Raw genomic sequence first — 25,746 nt, 5'->3', positions numbered from 1 at the left:
TGTTTTATAGTATGGAGGTGTGTGGAAAAAGAGTAGAGGAGGATGCTTATGTTAACGTGCAATGGGAGTAAAACGTTTCAAACATTTATTAAAGCTGTAACTGATTTAATAGATGGTGATTTATTGGAAGAACAAATCGTGTGTGAAATTGAAAAATTACTAGAAGAACTTTTAGAAAAGAAAACATGGCTTCCGTTAGAAAAACAGAAGGCGAATTCGGCTCAGTATGCACGACACTTGTTATATGAAGATCCTTTAAATCGTTTTGAAGTATTAGCTCTTGTATGGAAAGATGGACAATCTACTCCTTTACATGATCATGATGGTACATGGGGAGTAGAAGGCGTTTTTACAGGAAGGATAATGGTGCAGAACTTTATACAAACTAAGCAGCTTGACAATTCACTTGTTTATTTAACGCATACAGGAAATCTTTATTTGGGAGAAGGCGAAACAGATAAAGTCATTCCACCAGCTGATTGTCATATTCTTGAAATATCCGAAAATGAAAGCGTTGTCACAATTCATGTTTACGGAAAACGTTTAGAAAAGTTTATAATATATGTCCCAACTGAAGAAAAGAATGTGTACATGTGTGAGACAAAATATATTAGTTATAGTTCATAGTTTAAAATCAAAAGCTTTTCTTTAAAAAGAAAAGCTTTTGATTTTATTTTGAATTATTTCTTGACCTGAAACGCTTTTCATAAATTATAAATAAGGAGTACTTCACGAGATCAGTATGAAAACGATACCTTTCGTTTAATAAGAACTCGTGTATTTATAGAAAGTGGTGAAGAAATAATGAAATTAATCGCAATTGATTTAGATGGAACTCTTCTTTCGGGGAATAAAATGATTAGTAAAGAAAATGCAGAAGCAATTCGAAAATGTCAGGAAGCTGGTCATGTTGTTGCAATTTGTACAGGACGTTCTATCGTCGACATTGAACGATTGTTGTTAGAAGTTAATTTAGATTGTCCAATTATCGCGGAAAATGGTGCACTTATATATAAAGATAAAAAAATGATGAAGAGATATCCAATTCAAAATATGCAGGCACTTGAGATTGTAGACTATCTTGAAGAGAATGGCTTATATTATCAGCTTTATACTAATAAAGGTGTATATGTACCAGATTATGGAGTAGAGAGTGTGCGTAATGAGATTGAATATGTGAAGAATTCAAAAGAAAATTTCGACTTGAAAGAGTTAGAAACAATCGCAGCCTTATACCTTGAGCATACAGCGTTTCATAGTGCGAAAAGTTGTAAACCAATTGTAGAAACTGATATACATGTGCATAAGCTTTTACCATTTTCTTATGACATAGAAAAATTAAAAAAGTTAAAAGCAGCGTTTCTGCATAATACTGATTTAGCAATTACATCTTCGTATTGGCATAATTTAGAGATTAATCACCGAGACGCTCAAAAAGGAAATGGATTATATACTTTAGCAGAACATCTGAATATTCCAGTTGAAAATACTGTAGCGATAGGTGATGGGCTAAACGATGTATCGATGATGGAAAAAGCAAACATATCAATTGCGATGGGGAACGCAGTAGATGAAATAAAGGCAATTTGTCAGTACGAGACGTTATCAAATGAAGAACATGGTGTTGCACACGCTTTATATAAATTTGTAATGTAATAAAAAGAAAAAAAGAATCCAAGTAGGATTCTTTTTTTCTTTTTATTAGGGGTAAGGTATTCTATGATATTCATAGAAGCCTTATTACACTCCATTATATAGAATATATTGGAATAAATGTTTATAATTTTCATATTAATTGTGAAAATTTTATGAACTTTACTTTTATTGTGTTTTAATACCGCTACTAGTGGCGCGTAAGACTCACATATGAAAACTTGGTGGACGTAAGGAGGTTAAGTGAGATTCGCACTGTTTATATAATCACGATTCGTGTGGCTAATAATGTATGAGGGATAAATAACACTTATTGATTTAAGTTTCACTTCATACGTATATAATTTTCTGTTTTTAATTGAAAAATAGAATTTGTTTGAATAATTATTCTACAGCTATATACCTATGCACACTTTCTTCGTATAATGGAGAAGTATGAATTTTAAATTTGTATAAATTTTACATATAGAGGTGAAAAAGGGATGAATGCGCGGCTAATGGAACTTATTGATGTGAGTACAATAGAAACCATGGCAGAACAATTTTATAATTTAACCAACATATCACATCAACTTCTTGATGCTGAAAACGAATGTATATTTTCATTTGGAATTAATGAAATGAAAGTATGTAAACTTCCCAAAATTGAAATCCCCATTTTCTTATACAATCAATATTTAGGGTCTTTTGTTGTATGGTCCGAAAAAAGCGAAATCTTCCATTGTAAAAAATATTTCGAAATGCTTTCTAACCTCATTATAGACGGGGAAAAAAAAGTATTTCAAACCCAAAATACATCGTTACTTTCTCGAAAAGAGGAAGAATTACATACGATCTTACAAAATATGCCCGTTATGGTTGATGCGCTTGACTACAATGGAGATTTTGTTTTGTGGAATCGAGAATGTGAGATTGTAACAGGCTATACTTCTGAAGAAATAATTGGAAATCCAGACGCACTTCGATTACTGTATCCTGACCATAATTATCGCAATCAAATACAAAATAAATTTTTGACTTGCGGAAAAAATTTTAGAGATTGGGAAATGCGTTTAACATGTAAAAATGGAGAAATTAAAACGATAATGTGGTCCAATATATCAGAGCAGTTTCCTGTAAAAGGATTTAGTTACTGGGCTGTTGGTGTAGATATTACACATTTAAAAGCGATAGAAGAGCAATTAATACAACAAACTTCTGAATTAGAATTAATTTTTAAAGCTTTACCAGATTTATGTTTTTTAACAGAAGATGATGGGACAATTATAGATTATAAAGCAGGATCTCCTACAAAATTTTACGTACCCGCAGAAGCTTTTATGGGAAAGAAGTTTTACGAAATATTACCATCTGCAGTAGCGCAGCAATTTCAAGAAGCAATTCGCCAATTGAAAGAAGAAGGAAAGAATGTAATTGTAGAATATCCTCTAACACTTAATGGAAGTATCGATTTCTTTGAAGCTAGATGTTTACCATTATTACAAGATAAAATTATGATTATTGTACGTGATATTACAGAGCGGAAAAAGGCAGAAGAATTGCTAAATAAATCAGATACACTTGCGGCAATTGGTCAATTGGCAGCCGGTGTAGCTCATGAAGTGAGAAACCCATTAACTGTAATTAAAGGATTTATACAGTTATTCCAAATTAATAAAGAAGATCAAGAAAAATATTTTGACCTTATGCTTTCCGAAATAGAAAGAATAGAAGCAATCCTCCAAGAGTTTTTGTCGATTGCTAAAACTGATGAAATAAATACAGAAAAGAAAAATATTTATCAAATTTTTAAAAATGTCGTATCACTAATTAATACAAAAGCAATCATGACAAATATTCAAGTTGAACTATTTACAGATTCCAAGGAGATAATCATTGAATGCTCAGAAAATCAATTGAAACAAGTATTTATTAATATTTTGCAAAATTCAATTGAAGCAATGCTAGATGGTGGGAAAATTTCAATCCATATAAAAGAAATACATAAAAATGGTGTCATTATTAGTGTAATAGATGAAGGAATAGGAATACCTGAAGAAAGAATTAAAAGATTAGGTGAACCTTTTTATAGTACGAAAGAAAAGGGTACCGGTATTGGATTGATGTTAAGTTATAAAATTATTGAAAGTCATCAAGGAACAATAAGTATAATGAGTGAGGTTGGCGTCGGGACAACTGTAACTATTTACTTGCCGAAAATTCAGAGTAAACAATCTCTATCAAATTGTGATGATAGATGTATTTCAATACGTTCTAATATTAACTCCTAAAATACTTAATACCCAAGAACAAAGCTAAGCTTTTGTTCTTGGGTATTTTTATATTTAATTTAGTAAACTTTACTTTTTCTTTATATTTGTTTTAATTTCTATTAAGTTTTAAACGTTATATTAATATACGTACAAAGTAATGTGTGGAAATTGTACATTACTTTTAATATAGAGAGCTAAAAAATATTAAAAATGTTGTAAGGAGGAGATTATGACAGGGTGAAAAAGAAAGAGAAAAAGAGTGGTAGAGCCCTACCTATACGGTTAAATATTTTATTCTTTTGCGTATTTTTATTATTTTCTGGAATTATAATCCAGTTAGGTAAAGTACAAATTTTCGATGGAGAAACATATAAGAATGAAGTAGAAAAAAGAGAGAATGCAACTGTTAGTCTTACAGTACCACGCGGCAAAATTTATGACCGTGAAGGGAATTCAGTGGTGGACAATAAGTCTTTACGTACGATTACATATACAAAGGTGAAAGGTGTAAAATCGGAAGAAATGCTAAAAACTGCAAGACAACTTGCAGAAATAATTGAAATGCCGCAAGAAGATATAGATAAGTTAACCGAGACGGATAAGAAAGATTTTTGGATGCAGTTAAATCCAAAACTTACTCAAGATTTAGTATCTAAAAAAGAAATAGATAAGTTTAGAGTAAAGGATATTAACGGAAAAGAGTTAGACAAAAAAATAGAAGAGTTAAAAAGAAAGCGAGTTACAGAAAAAAATCTTCAAGAATTAACAGCAAAAGACATAGAAGTGTTAGCTATTAAAAGTAAAATGACTTCAGGTTATCAAATGGTACCTCAAATTATAAAAAAAGATGTTAGTGAAAAGGAATATGCTGTGGTTAGCGAAAATTTAGCAAATCTCCCTGGGGTTGACGCATCAGTTGATTGGGAACGGCTCTATGTAAATGATGGCTTATTCCGTTCAGTCCTTGGAAATGTTTCGAATGCTGATGAGGGATTACCACGTGAACGATTAGATTATTATTTAGTGCGGGAGTATAGCCGGAATGACCGGGTCGGGAAAAGTTACATCGAACAGCAATACGAAGATGTACTTCATGGCACGAAAGAAAAAGTAAGAAGTATTGCTGATAAACAAGGTAATACAATTAGAACGGAGACAGTTTCTGAAGGGAAAAGCGGCAAGAATTTAACGTTAACAATTGATATGGAATTACAGAAAAAAGTAGAAGAGAGTATAGAAAAAATATTAAAGGCATATAAAGGTTCAGAATCAATGTTAGACCGTGCTTTCGTTGTAATGATGAATCCGAAAAACGGCCAAGTATTATCGATGGCTGGGAAAAGACTTGTAGAAAAAGATGGGAAAATGGAAGTAGAAGATTACGCTTTAGGTACGCTGACAAGTTCATACGAGCTTGGATCAACTGTTAAAGGTGCTACAGTATTAACCGGATTTGAAACAAAAGCTATAACACCGGGAACACATTTTTATGATGCACCTATGAAGTTTAAAGGAACTAAGGAGAAAAAGTCATGGAAAGATTTTGGAGATATAGATGACCTAAGAGCTTTACAAGTTTCCTCTAACGTTTATATGTTTAACACAGCATTAAAAATTGCCGGTGTGGATTATGTAAAGAACAGTTCACTAGATATTAAACAAGAATACTTTGATAAGATGAGATATTATTTCAGACAATTTGGTTTAGGTGTTCCAACAGGTATTGATTTACCGAATGAAACAGCGGGGCAAATTGGGAGAAAAGATAATCAGCCAGGTTTCTTATTAGACTTTTCTATTGGTCAGTATGATACGTATACACCACTTCAGCTTGCACAATATATTTCAACTATTGCAAATGGCGGGTATCGTATGAAACCACAAATTCTTCAAGAAATTAGAGAACAAACCGTTCAAAAAGATGAGGTCGGTAAAGTAGTACAATCAATAGAACCCGTTGTTTTAAATAGAATTGATATGAAAGAAGAATATATCAATCAAGTAAAAGAAGGCTTTAGGAAAGTATTCCAAGAAGGGGATGGAACGGGAGTAAGGGCGTTCCAAAAAGCACCCTATAAACCAGCTGGAAAAACAGGAACTGCACAGACTGTATACGGTGGAGAAAGTGATATTGGGAGAAATGAGAAAGGCAATCGTAGAGAATGCTATAATTTAACATTAGCAGGATATGCGCCATATGATGATCCAGAAGTAGCATTTTCCGTTGTAGTACCATGGGTTATAAATGATAAGTCTGGTATTAACTCTGATATTGGAAAAGAAGTTTTAGATGCTTATTTTGATTTAAAAAATAAGCGATTAACTGGCGAAGCACCAAAAATAGATGACTCTAAGGAGAATTAAAATATACGAAACGTCTCTGGCATTTATATGAACTAGAGACGTTTTTACATACGAATAGATTAGAAATGAGGTATATATGAAGCAATTGATTCTAAAAGATTGGAGAAAAATATGTAGCTATATTTTAATTATAATAGGAATTATTATTATTAATAAGTCATTTTTATTTTGTATGGTAGAGGGAATTTCGATGCAACCTACTTTGAATGAAAATAATCGCATACTAGTTAATAAGGCTAGTGTTTATTTTTCTTCTTTTCATCATGGTGATGTTGTAATAATAAAAAAAGAAGACGAGCCTACATACTACGTGAAACGAATTATTGGATTACCAGGGGATAACATACAATTAAGAAACGATGTGGTATATATTAACGGTAAAAAGCGAGATGAGTTGTATATACAGTTAGATATGTCACAAGTATCAAATCATTTTTCAAACTTTAGAGAAATGAAAGTTCCCTCGCATAAATTATTTGTATTAGGTGATAATCGAAATCATAGTAAAGATAGTAGGAATACACTTGGACTTATCGATGAGTCACATGTAATAGGTAAAGTGAAAATGGTATATTATCCATTTGATCAAATAAAATGGTTAAAATAATTCTATTAACTATTCACGTTTTATAAAATAATTCATATATTGATAGCATAGGACAAGCAGAAAAGCTTATCCTAACCTCACAGAACACTCCTTATCACAGTTAGGCATCTACTTATGTAGATGCCTTTTCCGATGACTGATAATTATTTATCAACCTAAAGTAGTAAGCATATTGGGACTATTAGAGGAAGATTGCTTGTAATAATAACAGTACGATTAATAAGAACATTGAATTGTAAGGAGTGAGAAATACGTGTTGAATATTTTAATAATTAATTTTCCTGCAGAGGGACATGTAAATCCTACATTAAGTTTAGTAAAGGCCTTTACTGAAAGAGGAGATAACGTACACTATATTACAACGGAAAACTTTAAGGAAAGGCTTGAAGTTTTGGGGGCTATTGTACATACTCATCCGGATTTATTAAAGGAGATTTCTATTGATAATGAAACTTCATATGGATTAAAATCTTTCTTTCATGTACATGTTCAAACTTCTTTATATATATTAGAAATTACGAAAGAATTATGTAAAAGCATAAATTTTGATTTCGTAGTTTATGATATATTTGGTGCCGGAGAGTTAGTAAAGGAATATTTACAAGTTCCAGGCATAGTTTCCTCTCCTATATTTTTAATTCCACCAGAATTATTGGAAACCTTGCCTTTTCATCCAAATGCAGAAATACAATTCCAACCCGATGAACTCTCTGAAAAGTTACTGTATCAAATGGAACATGAATTTGGAGTAAAGCCCAAAAATAATCTTCAATTTATGCATAATAAGGGAGATATTAGTCTCGTGTATACAAGTCGTTATTTTCAACCTAATAGCGATTCGTTCGGAGAAAACAATGTTTTTATTGGACCGAGTATTATAAAGCGCAAAACAAATGCAAAGTTTCCACTTGAATTGCTTTCAAAAAAGAAAGTTATTTATATTTCAATGGGAACACTTCTTGAAGGGCTCGAACCATTTTTTAATACTTGTATTGATGCTTTTTCAAATTTCGAAGGGATTGTAGTAATGGCGATCGGTGATAGAAATGATATTTCAAAAATTAAGCAAGCACCAGACAACTTTATTATAGCCCCTTACGTACCTCAATCAGAAATATTAAGTGAAGCAGATGTTTTTATTACACATGGTGGAATGAATAGTGTGCACGATGCAATTTATTACAATGTCCCATTTGTGATAATACCACATGATAAAGATCAACCTATGATAGCGCAAAGATTAACTGAGCTTGAGGCAGCACATAGATTATTGAAAGAGCATGTTAATGTGCAAACTTTAAAAGAGGCGGTAACAGATGTTCTTTCAAATAAAAAGTATAAACATGGCATTCGAAAACTGAATGAAAGTTTTTTAGAGTGTGGCGGTTCCAAAAGAGCCATTGCAGTTATTGATGCTCTTTTAAATAAATAGTTCGGACAATATAAAAGCATAGAGGATCTACCTTTATGCTTTTATATTATTATCCAGCAAATTGTACAGCAGTATTTGCATGTAAAAAAGCAGTATCAAAAACAGGAACAGTAAGGTCATTTTGGGAAATAAGCAATGGTATTTCAGTACAGCCTAGTAATATACCTTCCGCACCGTTTTGAATTAATGAATTGGTAATTTGTATTAGTTTCTCTCTTGAAGTTCCTGAAATAATGCCTCTACTTAATTCGTTTAATATGACGTGATGGATAAAAGTTCTTTCTTCGTCATTTGGGATAATTGTCTCAATGTTATATTTTGCTAGTCTTGATGTATAGAAATCTTGTTCCATCGTTTGTTTTGTTCCTAATAGTCCGATACGTTTTATATTCTGTTCTACCATTTCTTTAGCACTTACATCACCGATATGAAGAAGTGGGATTGATATTGCTTGTTCTACTTCCTCAGCAAATAAATGGACCGTATTTGAACACATTAGTAAACATTCCGCCCCGGACTTTTCAACCTTTTTAGCAACTGTGACTAATTTGTTTTTCACTTCTTCATATTGATGGTTTTGTAATAAAGTAGTTACTTCTCCAAAATCCATACTATATAAAACTAGCTTCGCATTTTGATCGTATTGAGAGAGTGTTAGAGTATTAATATGTTTATAGTATAGTGATGTAGATTCCCAGCTTAACCCACCAATTAAACCAATTACTTTCATCATACATTCCCCCCTGTAACAATTTTGAATTTATTATTTCATAATTCCGATAAGAATACAATGATTTGAATGCACTATTTAATAAAAAATAAAAATAATTAGAAAAGTGTTGAAATTTATCTTTCTTAGTGCCATAATACGAATTACAAATTAATACTTATCCAGAGAGGTAGAGGGAACGGCCCTATGAAGCCTCAGCAACCCCTATGTAATTACATAGGAAGGTGCTAATTCCGCAGAGGACATTATGTGTCTTTTGAAAGATAAGGGGATTCTTGTACGTGAAAGAAAATGACCTCTTATTTAAGAGGTCATTTTTTGTTGTATAGAAAGGAAGTGTCGATGCATAATTTATTTTCAAAAGAAATATAGAGTATTAAAAGTTGAATAATACGAGAGGGGAATTGTAATGAACAAATTAACGACAAAGCTAGTAGTAGCTATTGGAATTGGAGCAGCTTTATACGGGGTATTAGGGCTTTGGGGATTTTCTATCGCACCGAATACATTTATTAAACCCGCATTGGCTATTTTAACAGTTTTTGGAGCGTTATTTGGCCCGGTAGCAGGACTTTTAATAGGACTCATCGGTCATACCGTTACAGATACGATCGCTGGTTGGGGTATTTGGTGGGGATGGGTTATTAGTTCAGGTATTATTGGTTTTGCAATGGGACTCATACAAAAAAGAGTTGGTTTTAGTGTAAAACATGGAACGTATAATAACCGTGATATTTCTTATTTTGCAATTGCAGGGTTAATTGGTATTGTCATTGCTATTATATTTGCTGGAGCATTCGATATTATTGGGATGGGAGAACCGTTTGACAAAATAGTTATACAAGTACTAGGCGCAACAATTGCAGACGTTATCGTATTTTTAGTTCTTGGCTTACCAATCACGATCGGATTAGCGAAATCAAATAAGAAACATACACATTTAAAAATTGAAAAGTAGGGATGAATACATGCAACCAATTATTTCTTTTGAACAATTTACCTTTCAATATAGGCATGCCATGCAGCCTACTTTAAAAAATATTACATTTCAAATATATCCTGGGGAAAAGGTACTTATCGCTGGACGAAGTGGTTCAGGTAAGTCAACATTAGCGCATTGTATAAATGGGCTAATCCCATTTTCTTACGAAGGGATAAGTACCGGTAACATTTTAATAGCTGGAAAGGACCCGAGAAAAGGTAGTGTTTTTGAACAGAGTAAACACGTAGGGACAATATTACAAGATCAAGATTCACAATTTATAGGTCTTACTGTCGAAGAGGATGTAGCATTTGCATTAGAAAACGATTGTGTAAATCAAATAGAAATGAGAAAGATTGTTACGGATTCTTTAAACAAGGTAAGCATGCAGGACTTTCATACACAAAGTCCACATGAATTATCAGGAGGCCAAAAACAGACAGTCTCTCTTGCAGGTCTGCTAACGACAAATACAGATATATTATTATTTGATGAACCGTTAGCTAATTTGGATCCTGCATGTAGTTTGAATACAATAGAACTTATTAAAAATATACATGAGAAATATAATAAAACAATTGTAATTATTGAACATCGAATAGAAGAAATTTTAAACCTTGATTTAGATAAAATTATTTTAATAGACGAGGGAGAAGTTATTGCCATTGGTTCACCGGATAGTATTTTAAATTCTAATATATTACCAAATATCGGACTAAGAGAACCTATTTATATAGAGGCGCTAAAGAAATTAAATTTTGACAGTAATAATGTTAGGGTATTTCCAATTGAAAATCTTCGTAATGCAGGCGTTCATAGCCTATTAAAAAACTGGATGCAGAAGCAAGTTTCATCAAAAAATAAATATATTAAAAAAGCTTTATGCAAGATAGAAAATTTATCATTTACGTACAATAACAAACATACAGCCTTAGAAGATATCAACCTTTCAATAGGAGAGGGAGAAATAGTAGCGTTATTGGGTCATAATGGAGCAGGGAAATCGACATTAGCTCATACTCTTATAGGAATAAATAAAACAAAGAATGGGAGAATAACATTCGATGGAGAAAATATAAATTCTTGGTCTATTCGTAAACGCGGGGAAGTTATTTCTTACGTTATGCAAAATCCAAATCAAATGATTACACAGCCTACTGTTTTAGAAGAGGTTTCATATTCATTAAAATTAAAAAAGGTTTCTAAAGATGAGATTGAGACAAGAGTCGAAAAAGCTTTAAGAATTTGTGGATTATATCCATTTCGTAACTGGCCAATTCAGGCATTAAGCTATGGACAAAAAAAGAGGCTTACTATTGCATCTGTACTTATAACAAACCCAAAAATTATTGTATTAGATGAACCGACAGCTGGACAAGATTATTACCATTACAAACAGTTTATGTCGTTTATTAGAAAATTGGCTGGAAGGGGCATATCCTTTATTATTATCACACACGATATGAATCTTGCTTTAGAATATGCAGATCGAGCGGTAGTTCTGCATGAAGGGAAAATTATTGCGGACAATACTGTATCTGCTGTTTTAGGGGATCAAGAAATGTTACAAAGAGCTAATCTACGGGAGATTTCATTAATAAAACTAGCTAAATTAAGCGGAATTCCAACTCCAGAAACATTTGTGAAACTCTATATTGAGGCTAATAGGAGGGAGGAATATGCATAATACGTATTTTTATCGTATGGATGGTGCAATTAAATTATCTATATTTATATTTTGTATGACACTTACTTTTTTATTTTTTGATTTTCGTATATTGCTAATTTTATTTATTGTTGGATGTATCGGCCTCTTAATTGCAAAAATTCAATTGCGTAAAATAATAGTTATTTTCAGCGTTATATTTACATTTAGTTTATTAAATTCCGTTATGATTCTTTTTATTACGCCCACCCATGGATCGGAATTAACGGGATCGTATACCTCTTTTTTTTATATAGGTTATGCAACAATTACATATGAAACTTTATTTTATGCAGCTACACTTTCATTGAAATATTTTACGTTATTACCATTTACACTTCTCTTTATTTATACAACTCATCCAAGTGAATTTGTGAGCAGCTTAAATAAATTTGCTGTTCCTTATAAAATTACATATGCAATAAATATTGCACTGCGTTATATACCAAGCATTCAATCTGAATATATAATCATTAGACACGCACAGGAAGCAAGAGGCGTACCTTTTGAAAAAGGAGAAGCGAGCTTGTGGATTCGTATGAAAAACCGTGTTTTAATTTTTTGGCCACTTATTATTCATTCATTAGAAAGGATTGATACTGTTTCAAATGCAATGGATTTAAGAGGTTTTGGAAAAAAGGATAAACGAACGTGGTACTATGCAAAGAACGCACAAAAGGAGGATTACATCACACTTTTTGTTGGTATTATCATTTTGGTTATTGCAATTTACTTAAAGCTGAATGTATTCCAAAGTTTCTGGTACCCATTTTAAAGCACTCTCAATAGAGTGCTTTTACTAATTTTTATGAAGACATGCTCAAAAATGGGAGATACACATACTGTATAATACGAACCAGTTAAAAAAATCAACTACCTATTAGTTTTCAAACCAAAAGGAGGAAAAAACATGAGTTTCGGTGGTTCTTGTGGTTTTGGTGGAGGTTTCGCTTTATTAGTTGTGTTATTTATTTTATTAATAATTGTTGGATGCAGCTGTTGGGGCTGAGGATACTAATTTCTAATTAGTCTCTACAAAATGTAAACTTAAAAAACATAGTAGGTACTTTTTGTATCGTAATAAATGAAAAAGGAGCTTAATAGCTCCTTTTTCATTTATTATACGAAATCTCCTCATTACTACATTTAGGTAATGTGATTGTTAAAGTAGTTCCTTTATTTATAACACTTCGGATTTTCAATGTGCCTCGCATCGTTTCGATAATTTTTACAGCAACCATTGTTCCTAAACCAGTACCTTTCGTTTTTGTACTAAAATATGGTTCGCCAAATCGGTTAATTTGCTCTTGCGACATTCCAATTCCACTATCTTGAATCCGTATTATGACCTTATTATTATTAACAGTTGCAGATATAATTAGATTACCGCCACTTGGCATTGCTTCTATACTGTTTTTTATTAAATTTAAAAAACATTGATGGAAGTGCTGTGTATTACCAATAATTATTCCCTCAGAGAACTCTTGTGTAATATTAATATTATTCATATTACATAAAGGCAATATCATTTTAATAACTCGATGTAACTCGTGCTCAACTGAAATACGATCTAGTTTTTCTGAAGCAGGTTTGGCAAAAGTTAAGTAATCATCAATAATTGCCTGTGCACGATTTAACTCTTCAAGTATATGTTCAATATATTCATCTCTGGATTGTTGAGTTATATTGGGTGTTTTTAAAAGTTGTGTAAATCCTTTTACAACCGTCAAAGGGTTCCGTACTTCATGTGAAATACTTGCAGCGAGTTGACTGACAATCTCCATTTTTTCAACTTTTATTAATTTTGATCGCATGCATATTGCATCTTTTAAAACTTCATTAAAATAGACCATAAATAATATTAAAATAGTTGGTAATAGAATGAAATAAATAATGTACAAATTATTCACTTCAAAATCCGATAGAGTTAAAACAATTACTGTTGTAAACAATGCAAGGAAAAAAGTTAAAAATATGGATGAAGCTACTTTCATTTTTCTATTGTATGTATTAAATTTTGATGATGCGAATACTGTAATTATTAACATCATTCCATACACAATGATTGTTAACAGGCTAAAACCATAAAACATAAAACGTGTTATTAATAAAATCATGAGTAATGCAATACCGACAGGAAATCCACCATAAAGTGTACCAATTAAAAAGGGGATTTGTCTTAAATCGTGAATACAATTTTCATCCATATAGATGGGGTACCGCATACATAAAATTAGTGGGATGCTCGTACAAAGAATGATAAGCAATTTCTTATATTTCTTCCTAAAGTATCCACTATCATAAATAAAATAAAAAACAAATATACTACTTAAAATATATAGAAGATTATTTAAAACATTTTGATTAATGTAAACAAAGTTCATAATACATGCCCCGTTATCCTGAATTTCAATCCCATATGTATTATACATTATAAAAGTACAAGTTTTATATACTCATTTTATAATGTATGTAGTTTTTAAAACTTTTCAGCGTTATAGACTTTTAACCATACATTATTAAACTCTTCCATTGACGCATAGCGCTCACTACGATTTTCATTTACAGCACGGTATGCTACTTCATATAGGCCTTCACTAGCTTCCCATTTCATAAAGGAACGATCTTGCCCGCCACCTAATAGTGCGAAAGCCATAGCCCCCATATTAAATACATTAGTTTTCCCGTCTATTATAGCATTAAGTTGAAACTCTTCAGGTGACATAAAACGCGAGGACCCCCACAGTCGCCCCATCTTATTTACATACGGTTTGTTACTGTATAAATCAATATCACAAATTTTTGTTTCATTCGTTTTAAAGTTGTACAAAATACTACCGTCATAAAAATCAATAGCTACATAGTTTTTGTGTTCTACGTAAGTGTGGAAAGAAAAAATAGAATTCAATGATACGATGCGTTCCTTAATAGATAAATGCTTAAATTTATAAAATGGTGAGCTAGGATTAATATATTTCGCTGGAGGTGGGAAACTCCAGTGCGGGTGAAGACATTCACCATCAAACCAATCAAAAATTAAAACATATCCTTGTTGTACAGGGTAGTGTTCAATTAAATTTATAAGAGAATTGTGTTTTAATTCATGGTATATAGTAACTGAATTTTTCAACCTAATAATAGCTGCATCTGAAGTTCCTTCATATGCAACAGTTGATGCTCCTGCATATTTAATAAATTTCTTTTCCCCATTCTTTTCAACACCGAAACTTATATACCCTGAATCTTGCTGATCAAAAACGGTAAATACTGTTCCTAATTTCATAAGCCAATCAAAATTATGATGTTCTTTTAATTGGAATGTTACATTATTTAACTGAATTTCAACTGGAATATCTTTCATTATTCACCTCGTATTTACTATAATTAAGTTGTATATTGCATTATTCGACACATTTTTGCGGAATCCCTATGTTAATAACGTGAAATTTTATAAATATAATGATAAATACTATTAGGAGGAGAATAAAATGGAACAACAAATTTTAATTAAACCATATCAAAACGAATGGCATGAAGAATATGTAACAGAAAAAGAGAAATTCATTTCTTTGTTGCGGGAAGAAATTATTGCTATTGAGCATATAGGAAGTACAGCAGTAGAAGAATTAGGAGCTAAACCTCTTATTGATATGATGATTGGCGTAACTAATTTACAAATTACTGAAAATTGGACTGAAAACCTTGCAGAAATTGGATATGAATATGTCCCAAAAGAAACACCGAATTGGCGTTTTTTTAGAAAAGGGAAATGGAGAGCTGGTACTCACCATTTACATGTTTATATTTATAATAGTGAAGAATGGAGGAACAACCTATTATTTCGAGATTTTCTCATAAAACATGAATGGGCACGAAAAGAATATAGCGAATTAAAAGTAAGACTTGCTACTACATATCCTTTTGATCGTGTTTCATATACAACTGCAAAAGCCCCGTTTATTCAAAAAATAATAGTTTTAGCTAAAAAGGATTAATACAAGATGTAAGTCATTTTGAAATTCTCATTTTATTTTAATCATTCTCTCATGTTCCTTTCTTTTTTATTTGATACACTGCTTGTTACAGAGCCTTTATAAGTAAGGGGATTTAAAAATGGAGAAGATACTAAGAAATAAATATGTTCATATGTATGTTAAAATAATTGGTATTACTATTATTGTTTGCAGTGTAGAATTGCTATTTATTAATGTTTTGTACGGGAATGTATTAAATGTACAATGGCTAAATAAGAAATTAGGTTCTTTAGGTGAATACGGGGCAATTATAGCTGCATCATTATGGTTCTTACGTCAAATATGGTTATTTTTAAAGAAAAAAAATATGCACGGATTTAAAATGATTAAAGAGCTATACCTTTTCATAAAACAGTTTCACGTATTAATTGGATACGCTGTAATAGCTGTTACGACTACTCACGGCATTTACTTTTTAATAAAAGGAAGTCGTCATATAATACTAATATATAGTGGTATATTTTCTCTTTTATCCTTAGTAGCATTAGGGGTTGCAGGCTTTACTTTACAGAAATCTAATCAGAAAACAAAATTGATGATGTATCGAAAAGTACATCAAATCATCGCAATTATATTCGGAATAGGATTACTTATTCATTTAATCGTATAGGAGGAAGTACCGTTGCAACATATATTAATTATTGAAGATGAGGAAAGCTTGGCAGATTTTTTAGAACTAGAATTAAAGTATGAAGGATATAAAGTAGATATACAACTTGATGGAAGAAAGGGATTAGAAGCTGCACTTGAAAAAAGTTATGATCTCATTTTACTTGATTTAATGTTACCAGGATTAAATGGACTGGAAGTATGTCGTCGACTAAGGGCAACTAAAAATACACCTATTATTATGTTGACTGCTCGTGATAGTATTATGGACCGTGTGACAGGCTTAGATAGTGGAGCGGATGATTATCTTCCAAAACCATTTGCGATTGAAGAACTTTTAGCACGTATGAGGGTTATTTTTAGAAGAGAAGAAACTACAGAGCAAAAGCACACATCATTTCTTACGTTTAAAGATTTACAGCTTCAGATTGAATCTCGAACTATAACTAAAGGAAATGAAGAAATTGAACTTACAAATAAAGAATTCGAGCTACTGCTTATGTTTATGAAAAATATTAATCGAGTTCTTACCCGTGATATTTTACTGGACCAAGTATGGGGATATGATGCAATGGTTGAGACAAATATCGTTGATGTGTACGTTCGTTATTTACGTAATAAGTTACATAGTGTAGATAAGGAGGAGTATATCCAAACAGTCCGCGGTGCTGGATATATAATGAAATGATAAAAAACATTATGTACCGAATTAGAAATTTACCTATAAAGTGGAAATTAACACTTTGGTCCACTACACTAGTGTTTATTTTGTTTATTTTGTATAGCGCATTACAATTCATTGTAATTAATAAGTGGACTATAGATTATGAACAGAAACAAATAAACAGACAAGTGACAGAAATAGCGGCATATTTTCAAGATAAAAATGATACGCTCTCGAGCAAAACATTTGAAAATAGTAAAGAATTTCTAAACAACATGATCGATAAGCATCAAATGATTCGTATTATAGGAAGAGATGGAAAACCTATTGTTACTGTTTCACGAGACTTTAATGAAGCATGGATAGAGCCCAAAATGGTTACGCAAGATGAATCATTTATAAAAAGACATATAGAGGATCGAATATTAGTTGAGCGCATACCCATTCAAACAAAAAAATTCACTGGAACTATTGAGCTTGCGAAAAACTTAGAGACATTTGATCATTTATTAAAAATAATTTTAGTGGTAATGGTTGTTGCGGGACTATGTGGATTAGTGTTTAGTTTTTTAGGTGGAATACTTATAACGAAAAAGCTTTTATCGAGTGTTCAAAACATAACAGAAACGATGAAGCGTATTAAGAAAAACGGACTAAATGAAAGGGTTCCAGTACGAGAAAATAATGATGAACTCGCAAAATTATCAATTCTTTTTAACGAAATGATGGATGAAGTAGAAACCTCATTTACACAGCAAAAGCAGTTTGTAGAAGACGCATCGCATGAATTAAGAACACCATTAACAATTATTCAAGGGCACTTATCGATGCTAAATCGATGGGGGAAAAATGATCCAGCAGTATTGGATAAATCCCTTCAATCCAGTTTAAAAGAAGTAGATCGATTAAATAAATTAGTTTCAGAACTGCTAGAGCTATCAAGGGCTGAATCAGAACAGATGCATCCAGTAGCAGCCGAACGAGTCCATGTTAATAGCGTATTGAAACAAGTTACGCAAAACTTTGCAGTACTGCAAACTGACTTTCAATTTGATCTGAAATTGGATACAGATGAAGCTTATGTTTCAATCCCATCATCTTACTTAGAACAAATTATTATTATTGTAATGGATAATGCGGTCAAGTATACGAAAGAAGCTAATAAGTATATTTGCATCGAATCAAGTATACAATCGGGCAAAATTAAAATTAGTATAATAGATCACGGAGCGGGCATACCTGAAGCAGATTTACCTTTTGTTCTTAACCGCTTTTATCGAGTTGATAAAGCGAGAAGTCGTAAACAAGGTGGCAATGGACTAGGATTATCAATTGCAAAACGGCTTGTAGAAAAATATAACGGAACTATTCAATTAGAGAGTAAAGAAAATGAAGGAACAATTGTTACGATTACATTTCCTTATACTACTCATTAATAGCTAAGTTTATAAAATTCTTTTTGAAAAAACTCTTTAAAAGGAGGAATACATTTGTATTTCCTCCTTTTTTGATGCTTAGAAATCAAAAAAATTTATTTATTTCGATATTTCTAGTACATTGAAAGTATTAAGGGGGAATAATTAATGAAAGCTATTGTACATCAACATAAAACAGGATTAGAAGGTTTAGAATTTAAATTATCAGCTGAGATAACACCTAATGTTGGGGAAGTTAAAGTGAAATTAAAAACAGCAGGTTTAAATCATCGTGATTTATTTATTATGAATAATAGAAAAGAAATGGAATTACCATTAATTTTAGGATCAGATGGTGCAGGTATTGTTACGGAATTAGGAGAAGGTGTTTCAAATATCACACTACATACAGAGGTTATTATAAATCCTAGTATTGGATGGAATAATACTCACGAAATACCAGCGTTACCTGAAGTGTTAGGTGGACCAGCAGATGGAACGTTTGCCGAATATGTTATTGTGCCAGCTGAAAATGTAATGAAAAAGCCATCATATCTTACGTGGGAAGAATCTGGTGTGTTATCTTTATCGGCATTAACTGCATATAGAGCACTTTTTACAAAAGGGAAATTGAAATCTGGAGAACATGTTCTAATTCCAGGAATCGGCGGTGGTGTAGCAACTTTTGCTATGTTATTTGCTAAAGCAATTGGAGCAAAGGTGAGTGTTACTTCAAGGATAGAGAGCAAAAGAAAGACTGCAGAAAAATATGGAGCAGACTTTTCTTTTAATAGTTCTGGTAATTGGGAAGAGTGCTTACATGGAGAAAAAGTAGATTTAATTATAGATAGTATAGGTCCGGCGACTTTCTCGAAATATTTTGATGTATTAAAACCAAACGGAAGAATTGTTAATTTTGGTGCAAGTTCAGGAGATAAAATTGAATTACCGTTACGAGCATTATTTTATAATCAAATCGATATTATGGGAACATCAATGGGGAGCAGTGAAGAATTTAATGAGATGATTCATTTTATAGAGGAACATAATATTAAACCCATCATTGATAAAGTATATCCATTAGAAGAAGCAATTCAAGCTTTAAATCGAATGCAGCAAGGAGAACAATTCGGTAATATTGCCCTTCGTATGGAGTAAAAATATGATTTCAGAGAAATTATATTTAAATGAACATGTTAAATATTATATTCATGCATAAAGTGTTTACCATACTATTTAAAATGTTTTACAACCTTTATACATACTTAGCTCTTGTAAATAGTTACACGATTGTCAAATGAATAGTAATAACATGAGAATTAGATGAGAAAAGTTTAAGCCCATTTTCATATTGATGTTGTATACTGTGTAAATCAAGAACTTGTATCTTTATTTAAAGTACAATGAGAAATAATAAGGAGAGAGTAATATGAATTACACAGTATTTCAATGGATTAATAACTTTGCTGGATCATCCAAGCTATTAGATTCGCTAATGATTGCTATTACAAATAGTGTTCCATATGTAGCCATTCTATTCATGCTTATCCTATGGTTCAATAATGGAAAGAAAGAAAATGCAATTAGAAAACAATATACAGTGTTATATACGACAATTTCAGTTAGTATTGCATTGTTAGTAAATGTTCTTATACATGCGGTTTATTATCATCCGCGTCCTTTTATAACACATCATGTAAATCAATTAGTACCACATGCAGCAGATTCATCATTTGTAAGTGATCATTCTGTACTCGTATTTTCGATTGCTTTCGTATTTATTCTTAGAGGAGAAAAACTTAAGTATATCGCGTTAATATGGGCAATATTAGTCGGTGTATCACGCATGTACGTAGGCGTTCATTATCCTCTAGATATAATTGGTGCTGCGTTCTTAACATTTATTACAAGTGGATTAGTAATGCAAGGCGCACGTATATTTGAACCGTTAGCAAGTTTTATTTTCAAAATGTATGCACTAGTAGCAAAACGAATTCCTTTTTTAGCGAAATATAACCATATAGCTTAATAAAAAGAACCTACTTTTTGTAGGTTCTTTTTATTTGAAGATTCTTAAATTTCACTTACCGTATTTTTATGTTAAAAATATAAAATACGAAAAAACAGATAACAACATAGCTAGTTTTCTTATTGTTATAGAGGAATTACTAAAAAAACTTCGAAAAATATAGTATCTAATACAATAAAGAACATATTTAGAAATACAGCTTTACATTAATACATTGGAAAAGAAAGGAGATAAATATGCATAAACTTCAAACGAATAAAGGCGCTCGATATATGATGATTGCTTTTATTGTTTTGTTTCTTATTATGCTTTTACGTATATTTTATATTCAAGCAGTAGGAGTCGTACATAATGTTAATGTAAAGGATCTTGCAAATGATCAACAAAACAAAAATGGAGTTTTGGAGGCAAATCGCGGGACGATTTATGATCAAAACGGTAAAGTATTAGTCCAAGACTCAACAACATATCGCATCGTTGTAAATTTAAAAGGAACAGATAAATTAAAAGATAAAGAAGATACTGCACAACGTTTAGCAGATGCGCTTGAGGTTGATAAAGAAGAGATCATGAAAAATTTTCATGAAGGACGTACACAAGTTGAAATTGGTAAAATTGGACGTAACTTGTCTAGAGAAACGAAGGAAGAAATTAATAATTTGAAAATACCAGGTGTATCTTTCACAACAGAAAAAGCCAGAGTATATCCAAATGAAGATTTCGCCTCGTATATACTTGGTTTTGCAAGACCAGACGATAAAGGTAATGCGGAGGGGAAATTTGGGCTCGAAAAAAGTTTAGATAAATATTTGCGCTCTACAAATGGTAATGTTTCATATGTAGGTTCACGAAAAGGAATCCCACTTACAAATGACATAGGAAAAGTAGAACCCGCTAAAAATGGGAACAACGTATATCTCACATTAGATAAACAAATTGATAGTTTTTTAGAAGAAGCAATGAATAAAACGCAACAACACTATGAGCCTTCTATGTTAATAGGTATTATAGCGGATCCAAAAACCGGGCAAATTTTAGCAATGTCTAGTAAGCCTAGTTATAATCCTAACAAAGGAGACATTGAATATTTTTTAAATGATCCAATTGCGAATGCATACGAACCAGGATCTACAATGAAAGTATTCACATTAGCTGCCGCAATTAATGAAGGTGTATATAATGGCAAAGAATATTTCCAATCAGGAAAATACGCAGTTGGTTCAGCAGAAATCAAAGATCATAATGGTGGATATGGATGGGGCTCAATTACATTTGATGAAGGGTTTGAAAGGTCATCGAACGTCGCCTTTTCTATTTTAGAAGACCAATTACTGAAACCAAATAAATTCAAGCAATATATGAATAAATTTGGTTTCAATCAAAAAACAGGTATAGATTTGCCTGGAGAAAGTAAAAATACATTATTGTTAAATACTCAAATCCAACAAGTTACTACTTCTTTCGGCCAAGGCTCTACTGTAACTCCTATTCAAATAGTACAAGCAGCCACAGCTATAGCAAATGACGGAAAAATGATGCAACCATATATTGTTGATAAGGTTGTAAATCCAACAAATAAACAAGTTATTATGGAAAATCAACCTAAAGAAATTGGGAATCCGATAAAAAAAGAAACCTCAGAAAAGGTAAGAGGCTTAATGGAGCGAGTAATAACTTCGTCAAAAGGAACGGGAACGATGTATAAAATTGATGGTTATTCAATTGGCGGTAAAACAGGAACAGCGCAAATCCCCAATCCTGAAAATGGACGATATATGGAAGGAAAAGAAAATTATATTTTTTCTTTCTTAGGAATGGCTCCAATTGATGATCCGCAGCTAGTCGTATATTTAGCTATTAAACAACCGAAATTAAAGGGCGATGAGTACGGTGCCCAGCCTCTTGCTGAAATTTTTAAACCAGTTATGAAAAATAGTCTAGAATATTTAAAAGTGAAACCATATACAGAAAAACAAATGGCAGATGCAACTAAACAAACTGAAATAAAAGTACAAAATTATGTGAACCAATCGATAAACGTAATAAAGGATATGGCAGAAAAAGATAAACTTCAGCCAGTATTATTAGGAGAAGGAAAGATAATAAAACAATATCCACAGACTGGTGAAATAATGAGGGAAGGAGATCGTATATTTCTAGTAGGAAATAATGTGAAAATGCCTAGCCTAAAAGGTTGGTCAATGCGCGATGTTATGTATTTATCAAAATTATTTAAATTAGATTTAAAAACGACCGGTACAGGATATGTAACAAGTCAAAGTATTGAAAAAGGACAAGACTTACAAGAAGGAGATACTTTAATGCTAGACTTAGAACCGCCGTTACAACCATTAGCAGAAGCTAATACAAATTAATAGGGATTTTGAAAGAGCCTGTAGATAATAGGCTCTTTTTGATACAATTCCAAGCAATTTCACGCACCGTATTTTTTAGAAAAATATTAAATAAAACATTTATCAAATTGGACGAAAATCAAAAAAGACACCTCTTTAAAAGACTGATTATTTTTTATTTACAGTTAAATAAACTTGTGATAATATGGAAAACATTAAATGCAGTGAAGAGAAGAGTAAATAAAATGAATTTTTCACAGAGAGCTCCATTTAGCTGAAAAGGAGTAAAAATTCTTTATTGAACCAAGCCTCTGAGCAGCACATCGGAACCTTTTATGTGGGGATGGTGTGACGGTAGCTCCCGTTATAGAGCTAAGGTATAAGCATGAATGCAATGCAGTACCTGATAAGGTTAATATGGTGACATATTAACAAACTAGGGTGGCACCGCGATGATAAATCTCGTCCCTAAGACTAAAAAGTCTTGGGGGGTGGGATTTTTTTATTGTTTTAAAACAATTTAGAAAGCGGGTGCCTAAAGTGAAAAAAATACTTGAAGATTGGAAATATCCTTTATTACTACTGTCCGGAGTTGGTATTGCAAATTTAGGTGCATGGATTTACCTAATAGCACTTAATGTACTTGTCTATAATATGGGCGGATCAGCCTTAGCTGTTGCTACTTTATATGTGATAAAGCCATTAGCCACGTTATTTACAAACGCTTGGTCAGGAAGTATGATTGATCGTTTAAATAAACGAAAGTTAATGATTCACCTCGATATATATCGAGCAGTATTTATTGCTATTTTACCTTTAGTTCCATCCCTTTGGATTGTCTACCTCTTAGTATTTTTTATAAGTATGTCCAGTGCGATTTATGAACCAACTGCTATGACATATATGACGAAATTAATTCCAGTAGAGCAAAGACAACGTTTCAACTCACTACGTAGTTTAATAGGGTCTGGTGCATCTTTAATTGGTCCAGCGGTAGCGGGAATATTTTTAATAGCGAATACACCAAATTTTGCAATATATATGAATGCTATAGCATTTCTGTTATCAGGGTTCATTACATTACTTTTACCTAATCTTGATAAAGAATACGATTCTAATACATCAAGTGATAAATTGTCTCTAGCTTTACTAAAAAAAGATTGGAACATAGTTTTAAGTTTTAGCAAAAAATCTGTGTATATAGTATGTGTTTACTTCTTATTCCAAGGGATGATGGTATTAGCTACCGCAAATGATTCACTTGAACTATCATTTGCGAAAGAAATTTTATTGTTAACAGATAGTGAGTATGGCTTTTTAGTTAGTATCGCTGGAGCGGGTTTTATTTTAGGAGCCATAACAAATACAATTTTATCAAAAAAATTAGTACCTTCATTTCTAATTGGAATCGGATCATTATTCATTGCAATCGGATATTTGATTTATGCCTTTTCAAATGAGTTTTTAATGGCTGCTATCGGATTCTTTATTTTATCTTTCTCTATGGCATATGCAAATACAGGATTTTATACATTTTATCAAAATAATGTTCCTGTTCATATGATGGGACGGATCGGAAGTATATATGGGCTTGTTATTGCGGCAATAACCATTTTTATAACGATTCTGTTCGGCGTTGCAACTCAATTCATTTCTATACAACTTGTAGTCATTGTAGGAGTATTGGTAATGCTACTTATTACTATTATATTGTGTGCGTTTACCTTATTATCTTCAAGGTCCAAGGTATATTCAACAGAATCAATAGATTCGAAATAATTTTTCTTTTTTTTACAATTGATGGCACGTAATAAGAGGGTTCTTCCATCTATATATTGAAAAATAATTAGGTGGAAGAACATTATTGGATGATAAGGGTGGTTGTCATGATCAATACAAATGATGTGGTTGCGAAAATTGTCAAAGAATTACACCAAGAATTAGAGTTTTCCGGGGCAATCTTAATAAAAAGAGAAAATGACATTATCTACGAAAATTCGTTTGGATACGCTAACCGAAGTGAAGGTATAACCAATACACTACAAACAAGATTTGGAATCGCTTCAGGATGTAAAATATTCACTGCAATCGGCATATGTCAACTCGTTGAGAAAGGTTTACTTTCTTTTCATACAAAGTTAACAGATTGTTTAAGTATTGAATTTCCAAACTTCGATAAAGACATTACAATACATCAACTTTTAACGCATAGCTCTGGTATTCCGGATTATTTTGATGAAAGTGTTATGGATAATTTCGAGGATCTTTGGGAGAAAACGCCTATGTATCTATTAAAAGGTTTAAGAGACTTTTTACCATTATTCCAAAACAGTAATATGATGTTTGCCCCAGGAAGTAAGTTTCACTACAACAATGCAGGTTTTATCATACTTGGATTAATTATAGAACAACAGTCAGGACTTGAATTTACGGAATATATAGAAAAGAATATATTTGTTCCAGTTGTCATGAATGATTCGGGTTATTTTTCTTTAGATAGTTTACCTAAAGATACAGCCCTTGGATATATAAAAGATGGGAATAATCAAAAATGGAGAACAAATGCATACTCTATACCTATTAAGGGAGGTGCTGATGGCGGTGCCTACGTTACCGCACCAGACATGTTGAAATTTTGGAAGGCTCTATTTAACAATGAAATATTAAGCCACCAATTTACAAATTTACTTTTAACTCCTCATATTTCGGTGAATAATAGCCAGTCTTACGGTTATGGAATATGGATTGAGAAAAAACAGAATACCATTTTTAAATATCATGTAATGGGATATGATCCAGGCGTTAGTTTTCGCTCGGCCATATATCCAGACTTAGGAATTACATTAGTTATTCCATCAAATAAAGGAGTAGGACCCGAAAAATTAATGACAGAAATAGAAGGAGCTTTTTAATTAC

22 protein-coding genes, 1 riboswitch and 1 other annotated feature are annotated in these 25,746 nt (G+C 32.0%); of the genes, 19 read left to right on the top strand and 3 right to left on the bottom strand.

Annotated elements, in window-relative coordinates; translation table 11 throughout:
• Positions 1 to 48: 48 nt before the first annotated feature.
• From LUS72_RS13375 to LUS72_RS13350, 6 genes are all read left to right on the top strand, one after another.
• Positions 49 to 627, top strand: coding sequence for a cysteine dioxygenase family protein (locus LUS72_RS13375; RefSeq protein ID WP_097829321.1), 579 nt, complete (start codon positions 49 to 51; stop codon positions 625 to 627).
• Between the two features lie 177 nt (positions 628 to 804).
• Positions 805 to 1,656: a Cof-type HAD-IIB family hydrolase gene (locus LUS72_RS13370; RefSeq protein WP_097829320.1), complete on the top strand. Its 852-nt coding sequence runs from the start codon at positions 805 to 807 to the stop codon at positions 1,654 to 1,656.
• 479 nt (positions 1,657 to 2,135) lie between these two features.
• Positions 2,136 to 3,923 carry a PAS domain-containing sensor histidine kinase gene (locus LUS72_RS13365; protein WP_141533394.1) on the top strand — a complete coding sequence of 596 codons (1,788 nt, stop codon included), beginning with the start codon at positions 2,136 to 2,138 and terminating at the stop codon, positions 3,921 to 3,923.
• Between the two features lie 219 nt (positions 3,924 to 4,142).
• Positions 4,143 to 6,269 carry a peptidoglycan D,D-transpeptidase FtsI family protein gene (locus tag LUS72_RS13360; protein ID WP_071772640.1) on the top strand — a complete coding sequence of 709 codons (2,127 nt, stop codon included), beginning with the start codon at positions 4,143 to 4,145 and terminating at the stop codon, positions 6,267 to 6,269.
• Positions 6,270 to 6,345: 76 nt separating this feature from the next.
• On the top strand, positions 6,346 to 6,876 hold the full coding sequence (lepB, locus tag LUS72_RS13355; protein WP_097829317.1) for a signal peptidase I: 531 nt from the start codon (positions 6,346 to 6,348) through the stop codon (positions 6,874 to 6,876).
• 253 nt (positions 6,877 to 7,129) lie between these two features.
• Complete coding sequence (locus LUS72_RS13350) at positions 7,130 to 8,308, top strand: macrolide family glycosyltransferase (protein ID WP_097829316.1); 1,179 nt, start codon at positions 7,130 to 7,132, stop codon at positions 8,306 to 8,308.
• A gap of 49 nt (positions 8,309 to 8,357) precedes the next feature.
• On the opposite strand, the gene LUS72_RS13345 is transcribed toward LUS72_RS13350, so the two are convergent.
• A complete protein-coding gene (locus LUS72_RS13345) occupies positions 8,358 to 9,041 on the bottom strand; it encodes an aspartate/glutamate racemase family protein (protein WP_141533395.1) in 684 nt (227 codons plus the stop codon).
• 151 nt (positions 9,042 to 9,192) lie between these two features.
• Positions 9,193 to 9,308: riboswitch (SAM riboswitch) on the top strand.
• Between the two features lie 139 nt (positions 9,309 to 9,447).
• Between LUS72_RS13345 and LUS72_RS13340 the strand changes: the two genes are divergently transcribed.
• From LUS72_RS13340 to LUS72_RS13325, 4 genes are all read left to right on the top strand, one after another.
• A complete protein-coding gene (locus tag LUS72_RS13340; protein ID WP_097829315.1) occupies positions 9,448 to 9,996 on the top strand; it encodes an ECF-type riboflavin transporter substrate-binding protein in 549 nt (182 codons plus the stop codon).
• Positions 9,997 to 10,006: 10 nt separating this feature from the next.
• The gene (locus LUS72_RS13335) at positions 10,007 to 11,707 is read left to right on the top strand and encodes an ABC transporter ATP-binding protein (protein ID WP_097829314.1); all 1,701 of its coding nucleotides are present in this window, start codon (positions 10,007 to 10,009) and stop codon (positions 11,705 to 11,707) included.
• A complete protein-coding gene (locus LUS72_RS13330) occupies positions 11,700 to 12,500 on the top strand; it encodes an energy-coupling factor transporter transmembrane component T family protein (RefSeq protein WP_097829313.1) in 801 nt (266 codons plus the stop codon). The genes LUS72_RS13335 and LUS72_RS13330 overlap by 8 nt, the downstream gene beginning before the upstream one ends.
• Positions 12,501 to 12,635: 135 nt before the next feature.
• The gene (locus LUS72_RS13325; RefSeq protein ID WP_016115012.1) at positions 12,636 to 12,734 is read left to right on the top strand and encodes a YjcZ family sporulation protein; all 99 of its coding nucleotides are present in this window, start codon (positions 12,636 to 12,638) and stop codon (positions 12,732 to 12,734) included.
• A 103-nt stretch (positions 12,735 to 12,837) separates the two neighbouring features.
• On the opposite strand, the gene LUS72_RS13320 is transcribed toward LUS72_RS13325, so the two are convergent.
• A complete protein-coding gene (locus LUS72_RS13320) occupies positions 12,838 to 14,157 on the bottom strand; it encodes a sensor histidine kinase (RefSeq protein WP_141533396.1) in 1,320 nt (439 codons plus the stop codon).
• Between the two features lie 47 nt (positions 14,158 to 14,204).
• Positions 14,205 to 15,086, bottom strand: a complete 882-nt coding sequence (locus LUS72_RS13315) for a protein kinase family protein (protein WP_097829311.1) — start codon at positions 15,084 to 15,086, stop codon at positions 14,205 to 14,207.
• Positions 15,087 to 15,213: 127 nt separating this feature from the next.
• On the opposite strand from LUS72_RS13315, the gene LUS72_RS13310 reads away from it, so the two are divergent.
• From LUS72_RS13310 to LUS72_RS13270, 9 genes are all read left to right on the top strand, one after another.
• Complete coding sequence (locus LUS72_RS13310; RefSeq protein ID WP_097829310.1) at positions 15,214 to 15,720, top strand: GrpB family protein; 507 nt, start codon at positions 15,214 to 15,216, stop codon at positions 15,718 to 15,720.
• A 118-nt stretch (positions 15,721 to 15,838) separates the two neighbouring features.
• Positions 15,839 to 16,369, top strand: a complete 531-nt coding sequence (locus tag LUS72_RS13305; protein WP_097829309.1) for a hypothetical protein — start codon at positions 15,839 to 15,841, stop codon at positions 16,367 to 16,369.
• Between the two features lie 12 nt (positions 16,370 to 16,381).
• On the top strand, positions 16,382 to 17,056 hold the full coding sequence (locus LUS72_RS13300) for a response regulator transcription factor (RefSeq protein ID WP_097829308.1): 675 nt from the start codon (positions 16,382 to 16,384) through the stop codon (positions 17,054 to 17,056).
• On the top strand, positions 17,053 to 18,468 hold the full coding sequence (locus LUS72_RS13295; RefSeq protein ID WP_097829307.1) for a sensor histidine kinase: 1,416 nt from the start codon (positions 17,053 to 17,055) through the stop codon (positions 18,466 to 18,468). The genes LUS72_RS13300 and LUS72_RS13295 overlap by 4 nt, the downstream gene beginning before the upstream one ends.
• Before the next feature lie 147 nt (positions 18,469 to 18,615).
• Positions 18,616 to 19,605: a zinc-binding dehydrogenase gene (locus tag LUS72_RS13290; RefSeq protein WP_097829306.1), complete on the top strand. Its 990-nt coding sequence runs from the start codon at positions 18,616 to 18,618 to the stop codon at positions 19,603 to 19,605.
• Positions 19,606 to 19,876: 271 nt separating this feature from the next.
• On the top strand, positions 19,877 to 20,476 hold the full coding sequence (locus LUS72_RS13285; protein ID WP_097829305.1) for an undecaprenyl-diphosphatase: 600 nt from the start codon (positions 19,877 to 19,879) through the stop codon (positions 20,474 to 20,476).
• Between the two features lie 236 nt (positions 20,477 to 20,712).
• A complete protein-coding gene (locus tag LUS72_RS13280) occupies positions 20,713 to 22,851 on the top strand; it encodes a penicillin-binding protein (RefSeq protein ID WP_097829304.1) in 2,139 nt (712 codons plus the stop codon).
• A 194-nt stretch (positions 22,852 to 23,045) separates the two neighbouring features.
• Positions 23,046 to 23,303, top strand: a binding site (T-box leader).
• A gap of 67 nt (positions 23,304 to 23,370) precedes the next feature.
• Entirely contained in the window at positions 23,371 to 24,609 is a 1,239-nt protein-coding gene (locus tag LUS72_RS13275; RefSeq protein ID WP_097829303.1) for an MFS transporter, read from the top strand.
• Between the two features lie 107 nt (positions 24,610 to 24,716).
• Positions 24,717 to 25,742, top strand: a complete 1,026-nt coding sequence (locus tag LUS72_RS13270; protein ID WP_097829302.1) for a serine hydrolase domain-containing protein — start codon at positions 24,717 to 24,719, stop codon at positions 25,740 to 25,742.
• Positions 25,743 to 25,746 lie beyond the last annotated feature (4 nt).

The sequence above is a fragment of the Bacillus cereus genome, assembly GCF_025917685.1.
GTDB classification, from domain to species: domain Bacteria; phylum Bacillota; class Bacilli; order Bacillales; family Bacillaceae_G; genus Bacillus_A; species Bacillus_A cereus_AT.
The sequence above is the reverse complement of the archived record's forward strand: the minus strand, read 5'-3'. Positions and strand labels throughout refer to the sequence as shown.